The sequence below is a fragment of the Paraburkholderia sp. J8-2 genome (genome assembly GCF_905220195.1).
In the GTDB taxonomy this organism is placed as follows: Bacteria; Pseudomonadota; Gammaproteobacteria; order Burkholderiales; family Burkholderiaceae; genus Paraburkholderia.
In genome coordinates, this window is the sequence record NZ_CAJMZA010000014.1 from 148869 (window position 1) to 163285 (window position 14417).

Consider the following 14417-nt stretch of genomic DNA (forward strand, 5'->3'; position numbering starts at 1 on the left):
GCAAACTGGGTACGTCAGATGGACAATCTCAAGACCGGCACCGACACGCTATTTCTGCTGCTAGGCGCCGCCATGGTGCTCGCCATGCACGCAGGGTTCGCGTTTCTCGAACTCGGCACCGTGCGCAAGAAGAATCAGGTCAATGCGCTCGTCAAAATCCTCGTCGATTTCTCGATTTCGACGATCGCCTACTTCTTCATCGGCTATACGCTCGCCTACGGCGTGCAGTTCTTCTCGCACGCCGACGTGCTCGCCGAGCACAACGGCTATGCGCTCGTGCGCTTCTTCTTCCTGCTCACCTTCGCGGCGGCGATTCCGGCGATCGTGTCGGGCGGCATCGCGGAGCGCTCGAAGTTCAATCCGCAACTGTTCGCGACCTTCGTGATCGTCGGCTTCCTCTACCCGTTTTTCGAGGGCATGGTGTGGAACAACCGCCTCGGTTTCGAAGATGCGATGACGCACGTGTTCGGCGTGCCGTTCCATGACTTCGCGGGCTCCGTGGTCGTCCACGCGTTCGGCGGCTGGATCGCGCTGCCGGCCGTGCTGCTGCTCGGGCCGCGCCACGGCCGCTATACGCGCGACGGCCGCATCGCCGCGCACCCGCCCTCGAACATTCCGTTTCTCGCGCTCGGCGCGTGGGTGCTCGCGGTGGGCTGGTTCGGCTTTAACGTGATGAGCGCGCAGACCATCGACAAGATCAGCGGTCTCGTCGCCGTCAACTCGCTCATGGCGATGGTGGGCGGCACGCTCGCCGCCTGGTTCGCGGGCCGCAACGATCCGGGCTTCACCTACAACGGGCCGCTCGCGGGGCTCGTGGCCGTGTGTGCGGGCTCGGACGTCATGCATCCGCTCGGCGCGCTCGTGACGGGCGCGGTGGCGGGCGCCCTGTTCGTCTATATGTTCACCTGCGTGCAGAACCGCTGGCGCATCGACGACGTGCTCGGCGTGTGGCCGCTGCACGGCCTGTGCGGCGCGTGGGGCGGCATCGCCGCGGGCATTTTCGGCCAGCGCTGGCTGGGCGGGCTCGGCGGCGTCTCGCTCGGCGCGCAGATCGTCGGCACGATTGCGGGCATCGTGATCGCCTTCCTCGGCGGCCTCGTGGTGTACGGGCTGCTTCGCAAGCTCGTTGGGCTGCGCATCGATCGCGAAGAGGAATTCAACGGCACTGACCTGTCGATCCACAAGATCACGGCCACGCCGGAGCGCGAAACGGTTTCCTGAGCGCCGCGCGACACACCAACGCGACCGCGGGCGGCGCCCTGCCGCCCGCACGCCACACTCAAGCGAGTGTCAAAGCTGGCCCATGCCACCGGCGACGATCACTTCGGTGCCGATTATGAAGGCCGATTCGGCGGCGCTCAAATGCAGCACGGTCGAGGCAATCTCCTCCACGGTCGCGAAGCGCTTGAGCGGCACCAGCGCGCGGATCGATTCCTCAGCCGCCGCGAGCGCGGCGGCGTCCATGCCGAACTTGTTGTAGAGCGGTGTCTTCACGGGCCCGGGGCTCACCACGTTCACGCGAATGCCGCGCGGCAGCAGTTCGGCCGAGAGCGTCTTGGCAAACGATATCAGCGCAGCTTTGCTCGCCGCATACACCGACGAGGTGGGCATGCCGATATGCGCGTTGATCGAACCGTTGAGCACGATGGCCGCGCCGTCGTTGAGCACCGGCAAGAGCGCCTGGATCTGGAAGTACGCGCCCTTCACGTTGGTGTCGAAGGTGACATCCCACAGCGCTTCGTCCACTTGCTCGAACGGCGCGAGCTTCGCCACGCCCGCGTTGATGAACACCGCGTCGAGGCGCAGGCCCGCGTCGCGCACCGCGGCAGCCAGTTCGCGTGCGCCGGTGAGCGAGGCCGCGTCGTTGCGCCAGGCGTGGGCGTTCGGGCCGAGTGCGAGGCGCGCGGCTTCGAGCCCGGCTTCATCACGGCCGGTGACGATGACATGCGCGCCTTCGGCGGCATAGGCAAGAGCTGCAGCGAGCCCGATGCCGCTGGTTCCGCCGGTGACGAGGACAGTTTTGTTGGCAAAGCGGTTCATGACGTTCTCCTTGAGAGGGATAGTCCCGATCTGAGACTGTGATGTCATCTTGCCGGCCGGCGCGGCGCCTGCCGTACGACGGTCCTGGCGCAAACGTTCGAAGGCATCGAACGTTCGCACCGGACGTGCGGCCGAACCTGCAGACGGCCGGCTTCAACCCGTGACCGCGATGCCCTCCACGAGGCGCTTTGCAAGACGCGGCTCGCGCAGCCGGTCGATCCACCATTGCAGCGCGCGCCCCACGTGTTCGCCGCGCCACGCCACGTACAGCACGTTCGGCTCGCGCGGGTTCGCCGTGGCCTTCTCGACGAGTTCGCCACGCTCGATCAGCTTCGCCGCGCGCTGCCGCGGTACCCAGCCCACGCCCAGGCCCTCGCGCTGCGCGAGGATCTTGGCGCGCATCGACGGCACCGCCAGCACCTCCTGCGCGCCGAACAGCCCGTAGCCGCGACCGGGCGCGTGCCGCGCCGAATCGCCGACCGCCACGCCGCGCTCGGCCAGCATACGCTCGCGCGTGAGCGGCCCCTTCTCGCGCGCGAGCCGGTGGCGCGGCGCCACCGCGAACACCCACTCCATCACACCCAGCTCGAACCAGTGCAGGCCGTCGATGGAGGGCGGCTCGTTGGTTGCGCCGACGACCAGATCGGCACGGCCGTCGCGCAGGGCCTCCCAGGTGCCGGAGAGCACTTCATGCGTGAACCGCAGCTTGACGCCGGACTGCAGCGCGTCGAAGTCGCGCACCACCGGCATCAACAGTTCGAATTCGAGAATCTCGTCGGTGACGATCCACAGGCGGTCCTCCCAGCCGTTTGCAACCTGCCGCACGCGCTGCGTCATGCGCGCGACGTCCTGCATCAGGCGGCTCGCCTCCTCGGCAAGCAGATGACCGGCCGGCGTAAGCTGCAGGCGGTAGCGCCGGCGGTCGAAGAGCAGCGCGTCGAAGCGCGCTTCGAGTTGGCGCGCGGCGTGCGAAATCGTGGATGGCGCCTTGTTCAAACGCGCAGCCGCACGCGACAGGCTGCCGGTTTCGCGGATGGCGTCGAGCAACGCCAGTTCCTCTTCGGAGAGCATGTGCGGCTCCATCGAACGGGTGATCAGGCGATGGTACGGCAGAAACGGGGCGGGAGTGAGGTTGCGTGACGCCGTCCTGCGGGCAGACTGTCAAAGTCGCCTTGACGGTCTGTCCAGAAAATTTGTCATTGTTTAGCGTCTTTGCCGGGCAGAGAATCGAACGCACGTTCACAAACTATCGATCGTAGCCGCGCCACTCCGAAGGGAAACGAGTGGGCAAGCAAGCTGGATCATTCCATCGCGAACACATCTTTCCAGTGAGGTATGAGGCCATGTCCGTGAAGTCTCCGTCACCCGAAACGCCGTTCGTCGATCTGACCGCCATGATTCGCCAACGGGCGGAGGAACGTGGTGAGCATGCGGCAATCGTCTGCGACGATGCAACGGTCACGTTCGCCGCACTCCAGGCGCTGATCGAGCGCTGCGCCGCCGCGCTGCAGCGTGACGGACTGTCCCCCGAAGACGTCGTTGCCATTTGCGCATCGAGCTCCATCCCGTACGCCGCGGTATTCTTCGGCGCACTCAGAGCGGGACTCGCGGTCGCGCCGCTGTCTCCCTCCACGCATCCGGACAGCCTCGTCGCCATGCTGGAGAACTCGCGCGCGCAAATCCTCTTCGCCGACGACGCAGTTTGCCAGCTGCTGTCGAGCGTCGCGTTGCCGCCTGCGCTGCGCGTCGTCAAAATCGGCGCGGCCGGGCAATACAACGCCTGGCTAGCGCCAGTGGGGGCCATTCCCGCACCCGTGGAGATCCAGCCGGAGTGGGCATTCAACATCATTTACTCCTCCGGCACGACGGGAGCGCCCAAGGGCATCGTCCAGTCGCACGCCATGCGCTACGCCTACACGCAGCGAAGCGTCGAGCGCGGATACGGCCCGGACGCCGTCACCTTGATTGCGACGCCTCTCTATTCGAACACCACGCTGGTGAGCTTCTTCCCGACGCTGGCGCTCGGCGGGACGGTCGTCCTCATGCCCAAATTCGACGCGCGGCAATACCTGGAGCTTGCCCAGCGCGAACAGGTCACGCACACCATGCTGGTGCCCGTGCAATACCAGCGCATCCTCGGCCATCCCGACTTCGATCGCTACGACCTGTCGCGTTTCCGCGCGAAGTTCTGCACGAGTGCGCCGTTCCCGGCCGGCCTCAAGGCGGACGCCCTGCGCAGGTGGCCCGGCAAGCTCACCGAGTTCTATGGCATGACCGAAGGCGGCGCGTCATGCGAGCTGTGTGCGGACGAATTTCCCGACAAGCTGCACACGGTTGGCCGCCCGCTGAACGGTCATGAAATGCGCTTGATCGATGCCGACGGGCGCGAGGTCGCCGCCGGAGAAACGGGCGAAATCGTCGGGCGCTCTCCCGCGATGATGACCGGTTACTACCGGCAACCCGAAAAGACGGCGCAAGCCGAGTGGTACGACAGCGATGGCCGGCGCTTCATCCGCACCGGAGACGTCGGCCGTTTCGACGAAGACGGCTTCCTCGTTTTGATGGACCGCAAGAAGGACATGATCATCTCCGGCGGATTCAACCTCTATCCAAGCGATCTGGAACAGGTGCTCGACCGGCACCCCGACGTCGTCGAATCTGCCGTGGTCGGCGTGCCGTCGCAACGCTGGGGCGAAACGCCGGTCGCGTTCGTCACCCTCCAGCGCGGCTCGACCTGGGAGGCCGAAGCGCTTGCCGCCTGGGCCAACGAGCAGTTGGGGAAAATGCAGCGACTCGCCGGCGTCGTGATTGTGGACGCGCTACCGCGCAGCCCGATTGGCAAGGTCCTCAAACGCGAATTGCGCGAGCGCTTTAGCGGCGAGGTCGCCTGATTGGCCGCGAATCGCCCGTTTTCAGCTGGGGACAGCCGGGGAAAATCGGGCGAAAAAAAAGCGCCACGTTTGCACGTGGCGCCTTGAAAAGTTCTAGCCATTCCGAGGGCCGTGCTAGAACCTGAGAGACGGTATTCGGCTCGCCGTGCCGTCAGAAAACGATGCGCAATTATGCGAATTGCATATCGCGAAGCACATTAAAACCCGCAGTTTTTGCGGGCTTGTGGCGCATTGCCGAAATCGGGTTCCATTTTTTACCTACATGCTGACTAAGTCAAGCAAAATCTCGCCAAAATACGCCAATCATCGAGCATCTGGCATCCATTACAATTGTCTGAGATTTTGCGCCCTATTTTAGGGAACACAGTGTTGATCGAACGCAAACCGGTGTGCCGCACTGCAAGCCCGTGTCGGCTTTGTGACGCCACGCGTGAAATCTGAAATCTGAAATCCCGTTTCGGAAAATTGTCCCGCCAATGACTTTCGCACCCGATTCGCGCCATGCCGACGAAACTCCGCGCGACAAAGACGGCGGCGCTGACGAAGTCACCGCGCTCGCGCGCGGTCTCGCCGTGCTGCGCTGCGTCGCGGCCGCCGACGCGCCGCTCAGCAACCGCGAACTGACCGAGCTGACCGGCATTCCCAAACCCACGCTTTCGCGGCTCACCGGCACGCTCGTCAGCACGGGCTTTCTCGCGCGGCTGCCCGACAGCGAACGCTTCGTCCTCACGTCGTCGGTGCTGGAGCTCTCCAACGGCTTCTTGCGCAACTCCGACATCCGCAGCCGCGCACGGCCTTTTCTCACGCGGCTTGCCGAGCGCACCGCGCTTTCGGTGCACCTCACCGTGCGCGACCGTCTGGACATGGTCGTGATCGACGCGATCCGCCCGCGCACCGCCGTGCTCGTCACGCGCCTCGAGGTCGGCTCGCGCATCGACATGGGCCGCACCGCCGTCGGGCGCGCCTACCTCGCCGCGCTCGATCCGCATGCGCGCGCCGAACTCACCGCCGCGTTGCAGACCTCGAGCGGCAACGACTGGGGCGTGCTCGGCAGCCGGCTCGACGCCGCGCTCGCCGAGACCGCCGCCCAGGGGTACGGACTCGCGATCGGCGAATGGTACGAAGGGCTCAACGCCATTGCCACGGCGTTCGCCGGTCCCAATGGCGAGATCTACGCCATCAACTGCGGCGGCGCTTCGCAGCAGTGCCCGCGCGAGTGGCTCGTCGCCCATGTCGCGCCGCTGCTGCGCGAATGCGTCGGACGCATCGCCGACGAGATTGGCGGCGCCCTGCGCCTGCCCCATTCAACCTGACAGCGCGCGCGCCCTCGCCTTACAAAAAGCGCACGTCGCATGTAACGCTCGTAACGTCTCGAAAGAAACGGCACTGGACTGTAACGAAGCGGGCAACGTAGCATCATGCTTTTTGGCGGCAAGAGCCTGCTGTGCCGCCGCGCGTGCGCACCGCCAGCCAACCGCCAGCGAAGCCGCCCATACCCGCGAACTCGTGGCACGGCATTCGTGCCAGAGCGGGGCCAGCCCTGACATCCTGCTTGCGCACGACATGCGCAGCATCGGAGCGCGTCCGCTACGCCGGCCGCGTGCGCTTTGTGTGCGCTGTTGCGTGCGCCTGGCGGCCGGCACCCCATAATCCGCTCAGCCCAGAGCCTTCGAGAACCCGTTACCGACCTGACCGATGGATCAACAAGAAAAGCGCCCGGATTCCCCCCGTAAAGACACGACGCCGCAGTCCCCCGCTCCGGTCGCCGCGAGGCGCGGCAAGGGCAAGTTCATCGCATTGGGTGTGGTCATCGTGATCGCCGGCATCGTGCTCGCACGCTGGCAACCGTGGAACAAGGCGCTCTCGGGCGGCGACGCAGCACCGGCGGCCGGCGCGCGCATGCGTCACGGCGGCCCGGGCGCCATGGCCAACATGCCGCAGCCGGTGAGCGTGGCCACCGCGCAGGCCGGCGACATGCCCATCGTCATCACCGCGCTCGGCACGGTCACGCCGCTTGCCGACATCACGGTGCGCACACAACTATCCGGCACGCTGCAGAACGTGTACTTCCAGGAAGGCCAGATGGTGCAGAAGGGCGACGTGCTCGCGCAGATCGACCCGCGCCCCTACCAGATCTCGCTCGCCAACGCCGAAGGCCAGCTCGCTCGCGACCAGGCGCTGCTCGCCACCGCGCGCCTCGACCTCAAGCGCTACCAGACGCTGCTCTCGCAAGACTCGATCGCGAGCCAGCAGGTCGACACGCAGGCATCGCTCGTCAAGCAGTACGAGGGCACCGTCAAGTCCGATCAGGCCAACGTCGATACCTACAAGCTCGACCTCACCTACGCGCGCGTCACCGCGCCCGTGTCGGGCCGCGTCGGTCTGCGCCAGGTCGATCCGGGCAACTACGTGACGCCCAGCGACACCAACGGCATCGTCGTGCTCACGCAGCTCGAGCCGATCAGCGTGATCTTCACGACTTCGGAGGACAACCTGCCGCCCATCATGAAGCAGTTGCGCGCGGGCACGAAGATGTCGGTCAAGGCGTACGACCGCAGCAACACCACGATGCTGGAAGCCGGGTCGCTCCAGACGATCGACAACCAGATCGACACCACCACGGGCACCGTCAAGCTGCGCGCGAGCTTCACGAACCACGAACAAGGGCTCTTCCCGAACCAGTTCGTCAATGCGCGCCTGCTCGTCGATACGCTCCACGACGCCGTGATCGTGCCCACTTCGGCCGTGCTCAACGGCTCGCAGGGGCAATACGTCTATGTCGCGAAGCCCGACAACACAGTGACCGTGCGGCTCGTGAAGGTCGGCCCCGTCGACGCCGAGCGCACGAGCATCGCTTCGGGCCTCGCCGTGGGCGAGCGCGTGGTGACCGACGGCTCCGACCGCTTGCGCGAAGGTGCGAAGATCACGATTCCGGCCGAGCACCCGCAGCATGCGAAGGGCGCATCGGGCGCGAAAGGCGCCTCGTGGGCCGGCGCCGCCTCGGGCGCGCGTCATGGCCACCGCCACGCCTCGCAGACGCAAGCCCAGTAAGCCAGCATGAATCCATCCCGCGCCTTTATCCTGCGGCCGGTCGGCACGGCGCTGCTCATGGCGGCGATCATGCTGGTCGGCCTCGTCGCGCTGCGCTTTCTGCCGCTTTCCGCCCTGCCCGAAGTCGATTACCCGACCATCCAGGTCCAGACCTTCTACCCGGGCGCGAGCCCGGACGTGATGACGTCCTCGGTCACCGCGCCGCTCGAGCGCCAGTTCGGGCAGATGCCGTCGCTGAACCAGATGTCGTCGCAAAGCTCGGCGGGCTCCTCGGTCATCACGCTGCAGTTCAGCCTCGATCTGCCGCTCGACGTGGCCGAGCAGGAAGTGCAGGCCGCCATCAACGCGGCCGGCAACCTGCTGCCCTCGGACCTGCCCGCGCCGCCGATCTACGCCAAGGTCAACCCCGCCGACGCGCCGATCCTCACGCTCGCCATCACCTCGAAAACGCTGCCGCTCACGCAGATCCAGGATCTCGCCGACACGCGCCTCGCGCAGAAAATCTCGCAGGTGGCGGGCGTGGGCCTCGTGAGCCTGTCGGGCGGCCAGCGCCCTGCGGTGCGCATCCAGGCGAACCCGCGCGCCCTCGCGGCCTATGGCCTGAATCTCGACGACCTGCGCACGAGCATTTCGAACCTGAACGTCAACACGCCGAAGGGCAACTTCGACGGCCCCACGCGCGCGTACACGATCAACGCGAACGACCAGCTGACCGACGCCGACGCCTACAAGGACGCGGTGATCGCCTATCGCAACGGCCGCCCCGTCATGCTCACCGATGTCGCGAACATCGTGCAGGGCGCGGAGAACACGAAGCTCGGCGCATGGGCGGACGGCACGCCCGCGATCATCCTGAACGTGCAGCGCCAGCCGGGCGCAAACGTGATCCAGGTGGTGGACAGCATCAAGGCGCTGCTGCCGCAGTTGCAGGAATCGCTGCCTTCCTCGCTCGACGTGCAGATCGTCACGGACCGCACGACCACGATCCGCGCCTCGGTGCGCGACGTGCAGTTCGAGCTGCTGATGTCGGTCGTGCTCGTCGTGCTCGTGATGTACCTGTTCCTCGCGAACATCTACGCCACGATTATTCCGAGCTTGTCCGTGCCGCTCTCGCTCATCGGCACGCTCGCGGTCATGTACCTGTGCGGCTTCTCGCTCGACAACCTCTCGCTCATGGCGCTCACCATCGCGACCGGCTTCGTGGTGGACGACGCCATCGTCATGATCGAGAACATCGCGCGCTACGTCGAGGCCGGAGAAACCCCGCTCGAAGCGGCGCTCAAGGGCTCGAAGCAGATCGGCTTCACCATCATCTCGCTGACGGTGTCGCTCATCGCCGTGCTGATCCCGCTGCTCTTCATGGGCGACGTGGTGGGCCGCCTCTTCCACGAGTTCGCCATCACGCTCGCGGTGACGATCGTGATCTCGGCCGTGGTCTCGCTCACGCTCGTGCCGATGATGTGCGCGAAGATGCTGCGCCACACGCCGCCGCCCGAAAGCCACCGCTTCGAGGCGCGCGTGCATGCGTTCTTCGACTATGTGATCGGCCGCTACGGCGTGGCGCTCGAATGGGTGCTCGCACGCCAGCGGCTCACGATGATCGTGTTCCTCATCACGCTCGTGCTCACCGGCATTCTTTACGTGGTCGTGCCCAAGGGCTTCTTCCCCGTGCAGGACACGGGCGTGATCCAGGCCATCACGCAGATGCCGCAATCGGTGTCCTATGCGTCGATGGCCGAACGCCAGCAGGCGCTCGCCGCGGAGATCCTCAAGAACGACAACGTCGAGAGCCTCACCTCGTTCATCGGCGTGGACGGCACCAACATCACGCTCAACAGCGGCCGCATGCTCATCAACCTGAAGCCGCGCGACGACCGCAGTGAAACGGCCAGCGAGATCATCCGCGACCTGCAAAAAAGCGTGGCCCACGTGCCGGGCGCGTCGCTCTACATGCAGCCGGTGCAGGACCTCACGATCGACTCGACGGTGAGCCCGACGCAATATCAGTTCATGCTCACCACGCCGAACATCCAGGACTTCACGACCTGGGTGCCGAAGCTCGTGCAGCGCTTGCAGCAACTGCCCGAACTCGCCGACGTGGCGACCGACCTGCAGGACCAGGGCAGTTCCGTGTTCATCGAGATCGACCGCGCGAGCGCCGCGCGCTACGGCATCACGCCCGCGACAGTGGACAACGCGCTCTACGACGCCTACGGCCAGCGCATCATCTCGACGATCTTCACGCAGTCGAACCAGTACCGCGTGATTCTCGAAGCCGACCCGGTGATGCAGCACTACACCGACGCGCTGAACTCGATCTACCTGCCCTCCTCGACCTCCACCACGGGCCAGGTGCCGCTCTCGGCCATCGCGAAGTTCCACGAGCGGCCCTCACCGCTGCTCGTCTCGCATCTTTCGCAGTTCCCGGCCACGACGGTCTCGTTCAACCTGGCGCCAGGCTCGTCGCTTGGCGCGGCGGTCAACGCGATCCAGCAGGCGGAAAAGGACATTGGCCTGCCGGGCTCGTTCCAGACGCGCTTCCAGGGCGCGGCGCTCGCGTTCCAGGCGTCGCTGTCCAACGAGCTGTTCCTGATCCTCGCGGCCATCGTCACGATGTACATCGTGCTCGGCGTGCTGTACGAGAGCTTCGTGCATCCCATCACGATTCTCTCCACGCTGCCGTCGGCGGGGATCGGCGCGCTGCTCGCGCTGATTCTGACCGGGCACGACCTCGACATCATCGGCATCATCGGCATCGTGCTCTTGATCGGCATCGTGAAGAAGAACGCCATCATGATGATCGACTTCGCACTCGAGGCCGAGCGCCACGAAGGCAAGCCGCCGCGCGAGGCGATCTACCAGGCGTGTCTGCTGCGCTTTCGCCCGATCATGATGACGACGATGGCGGCCCTGCTCGGCGCCGTGCCGCTGATCCTCGGCAACGGCGCGGGCAGCGAACTGCGCCGACCGCTCGGTATCGCGATTGCAGGCGGCCTGATCGTGAGCCAGGCGCTCACGCTGTTCACGACGCCCGTGATCTATCTCGCGTTCGACCGGATCGCGCAGCGCCTGCGCCAGCGCTTCGGCAGCGGCTCGCACGGCGCGCCCTCGTCTTCGACGGAGAACTGACGCGATGAATCTCTCGCGCCCGTTCATCTCGCGCCCCGTCGCGACCACGCTGCTCGCCGTCGGCATTGCGCTCGCCGGCCTCTTCGCCTTCACGAAGCTGCCGGTCGCGCCCTTGCCGCAGGTGGACTTTCCCACCATCTCCGTGCAAGCCACCTTGCCGGGCGCGAGCCCCGAAACGGTGGCGACCAGCGTGGCTAGCCCGCTGGAGCGCCACCTGGGCTCGATCGCCGACGTCACGGAGATGACCTCGCAAAGCTCGGTGGGCAGCACGCGCATCACGCTGCAGTTCGGCCTGAACCGCGACATCGACGGCGCCGCGCGCGACGTGCAGGCGGCGATCAACGCCGCGCGCGCCGACCTGCCCACGAGCCTGCGGCAGAACCCGACCTACCACAAGGTCAACCCCGCCGACGCGCCGATCCTGATTCTCGCGCTCACCTCGCCCACGCTCACCGCGGGCCAGCTCTACGACTCGGCGGCCACGGTGCTGCAGCAATCGCTCTCGCAGGTGGACGGTGTGGGCGAAGTCGACGTGAGCGGCTCGGCGAATCCGGCCGTGCGCGTGGAGCTGGAGCCGCACGCGCTGTTTCATTACGGCATCGGCCTCGAAGACGTGCGCGCGGCGCTCGCCTCGGCCAACGCGAACAGTCCTAAGGGCGATATCGAATTCGGCCCGCAGCGCTTTCAGCTCTACACCAACGACCAGGCGAGCAAGGCGAGCCAGTACAAGGACCTCGTGATCGCCTACCGCAACGGCGCGGGCGTGAAGCTCTCCGACGTGGGCGAAGTGGTCGATTCGGTGGAAGACCTGCGCAACATCGGTCTCGCCAACGGCAAGCGCTCGGTGCTCGTGATCCTCTACCGCCAGCCGGGCGCGAACATCATCGAGACCGTGGACCGCGTGGTCGCGATGCTGCCGCAACTCAAGGCGTCACTGCCCGCCGACGTCGAGGTGATCCCCACGTCGGACCGCTCCGTCACGATCCGCTCCTCGCTCAAGGACACCGAACACACGCTCATCATCGCCGTGGCGCTCGTCGTGATGGTGGTGTTCCTGTTCCTGCGCAACTGGCGCGCGACGCTCATTCCGAGCGTGGCCGTGCCCATCTCGATCATCGGCACCTTCGCGGCCATGTATCTGATGGGGTTCTCGCTCGACAACCTCTCGCTCATGGCACTCACCATCGCGACGGGCTTCGTCGTGGACGACGCCATCGTCGTGCTCGAGAACATCTCGCGGCATATCGAGAACGGCGTACCGCGCATGAAGGCGGCGCTGCTCGGCGCGCGGGAGGTGGGCTTCACGGTGCTCTCGATCAGCGTGTCGCTCGTCGCCGTGTTCCTGCCTATTTTGCTGATGGGCGGCATTGTCGGGCGCCTCTTCCGCGAATTCGCGCTCACGCTCTCGCTCGCCATTGCGGTGTCGCTGGCCGTCTCGCTCACGCTCACGCCGATGATGTGCTCGCGCCTGCTCGAAGAAGCGCACGAGAAGAAGGAAGAAGGCCGCTTCGCGCAGTGGCTCGAACGCGGCTTCCTGCGCATGCAGGGCGGCTACGAGCGCACGCTCGGCTGGGCGCTCGCGCATCCGTTCGTGATCCTGCTCACGCTCATCGCCACCATCGCGCTGAACGTCGCGCTCTACGTGGTCGTGCCCAAGGGCTTCTTCCCGCAGCAGGACACGGGGCGTCTGATCGGCGGCATCCAGGCCGACCAGGCCACCTCTTTCCAGGCGATGAAGGTGAAGTTCTCCGAGATGATGCGTATCGTGCAGGCGAACCCGGCGGTGGACTCGGTCGCGGGTTTCTCCGGCGGGCGCGCGACCAATTCGGGCTTCATGTTCGTCTCGCTCAAGCCCAAGAGCGAGCGCAAGCTTTCCGCCGATGAAGTCATGGCCCAGCTGCGCGGGCCGCTCTCGAACGTGGCGGGCGCGCGCACCTTCCTGCAAGCGGTGCAGGATATTCGCGTGGGCGGCCGGCAGTCGAACGCGCAGTACCAGTTCACGCTGCTCGCCGACAATACCGCCGACCTCTACAAGTGGGGGCCGAAGCTCACCGAGGCGCTGCAGGCGCGCCCCGAACTCGCCGACGTGAATTCGGACCAGCAGCAAGGCGGCCTCGAGTCGATGATCAACATCGACCGCGCCAGCGCCGCGCGGCTGAACATCACGCCCTCGCAGATCGACAACACGCTCTACGACGCATTCGGCCAGCGCCAGGTCTCGACGATCTACAACCCGCTGAACCAGTACCACGTGGTGATGGAAGTCGCGCCGCAGTACTGGCAGAGCCCGACCATGCTCAACGAGATCTGGGTGAGCACCTCGGGCGGCACGGCGAGCGGTGCGCAAAGCACGAATGCGACGGCGGGCACGGTGACCGGCCCGACCACCGCCTCGACGGGCGGCACATCCACCACCACGGCGTCGAGCGCCGCGACCATTGCCGCCGACTCCGCGCGCAACCTCGCGACCAACTCGCTCGCCGCGAGCGGCAAGTCGAGCGCGTCGTCGGGCGCGGCGGTGTCGACCTCGAAGGAAACCATGGTGCCGCTGTCGTCGATCGCCTCGTTCGGCCCCGGCACGACGCCGCTCTCGGTGAATCACCAGAGCCAGTTCGTGGCCTCGACGATCTCGTTCAACCTGCCGCCCGGCAAGTCGCTCTCCGACGCGACCGCCGCGATCTACGACACGATGGGCGAGATCGGCATGCCCGCGACGATACACGGCAGCTTCCAGGGCACGGCGCAGGCGTTCCAGCAGTCGCTCGACAACCAGCCGCTGCTGATTCTCGCGGCGCTCGCGGCCGTGTATATCGTGCTGGGCATTCTGTACGAGAGCTACATCCACCCGCTCACGATTCTTTCCACCCTGCCCTCGGCGGGCGTGGGCGCCCTGCTCGCGCTACTGCTCTTCAAGACGGAGTTCAGCATCATCGCGCTGATCGGCGTGATTCTGCTGATCGGCATCGTGAAGAAGAACGCGATCATGATGGTGGACTTCGCGATCGAGGCTTCGCGCCAGGGACTGAGTTCGCGCGATGCGATCCATCAGGCGTGCCTCTTGCGCTTCCGGCCGATCATGATGACGACCTGCGCGGCGCTGCTCGGTGCGCTGCCGCTTGCGTTCGGGCGCGGCGAAGGTGCGGAGTTGCGTGCGCCGCTCGGGATCTCGATCGTGGGCGGCCTGATCGTGAGCCAAATGCTCACGCTCTATACGACGCCGGTGGTGTATCTGTACATGGACCGGTTGCGCGTGTGGTGGGATGCGAAGCGCGGGCGCGGGGCGCCCTCGGCGCAGGTGGAATAAGC

Annotated in this window: 8 protein-coding genes; 6 read left to right on the top strand and 2 right to left on the bottom strand. The window is 66.1% G+C overall.

Annotation, left to right across the window (positions count from 1 at the left end; all coding sequences use genetic code 11):
* Positions 1-18 precede the first annotated feature (18 nt).
* A complete protein-coding gene (locus U5A52_RS26555; protein WP_321914199.1) occupies positions 19-1221 on the top strand; it encodes an ammonium transporter in 1203 nt (400 codons plus the stop codon).
* Positions 1222-1290: 69 nt separating this feature from the next.
* Here the strand turns inward: U5A52_RS26555 and U5A52_RS26560 are convergent, their stop codons facing one another.
* The gene (locus U5A52_RS26560) at positions 1291-2040 is read right to left on the bottom strand and encodes an SDR family oxidoreductase (protein ID WP_321936771.1); all 750 of its coding nucleotides are present in this window, start codon (positions 2038-2040) and stop codon (positions 1291-1293) included.
* Between the two features lie 153 nt (positions 2041-2193).
* Positions 2194-3111 carry a LysR family transcriptional regulator gene (locus tag U5A52_RS26565; RefSeq protein WP_321936772.1) on the bottom strand — a complete coding sequence of 306 codons (918 nt, stop codon included), beginning with the start codon at positions 3109-3111 and terminating at the stop codon, positions 2194-2196.
* 272 nt (positions 3112-3383) lie between these two features.
* On the opposite strand from U5A52_RS26565, the gene U5A52_RS26570 reads away from it, so the two are divergent.
* From U5A52_RS26570 to U5A52_RS26590, 5 genes are all read left to right on the top strand, one after another.
* Positions 3384-4931 (top strand): class I adenylate-forming enzyme family protein, encoded by a 1548-nt coding sequence (locus tag U5A52_RS26570; RefSeq protein ID WP_321936773.1) that lies wholly within the window; start codon positions 3384-3386, stop codon positions 4929-4931.
* A gap of 476 nt (positions 4932-5407) precedes the next feature.
* Entirely contained in the window at positions 5408-6244 is an 837-nt protein-coding gene (locus U5A52_RS26575; RefSeq protein WP_321914195.1) for an IclR family transcriptional regulator, read from the top strand.
* Between the two features lie 382 nt (positions 6245-6626).
* Positions 6627-7982 carry an MdtA/MuxA family multidrug efflux RND transporter periplasmic adaptor subunit gene (locus U5A52_RS26580; protein WP_321936774.1) on the top strand — a complete coding sequence of 452 codons (1356 nt, stop codon included), beginning with the start codon at positions 6627-6629 and terminating at the stop codon, positions 7980-7982.
* A gap of 6 nt (positions 7983-7988) precedes the next feature.
* Complete coding sequence (locus U5A52_RS26585; RefSeq protein ID WP_321936775.1) at positions 7989-11111, top strand: MdtB/MuxB family multidrug efflux RND transporter permease subunit; 3123 nt, start codon at positions 7989-7991, stop codon at positions 11109-11111.
* 4 nt (positions 11112-11115) lie between these two features.
* On the top strand, positions 11116-14415 hold the full coding sequence (locus U5A52_RS26590) for an efflux RND transporter permease subunit (RefSeq protein ID WP_321936776.1): 3300 nt from the start codon (positions 11116-11118) through the stop codon (positions 14413-14415).
* Positions 14416-14417: the final 2 nt, after the last annotated feature.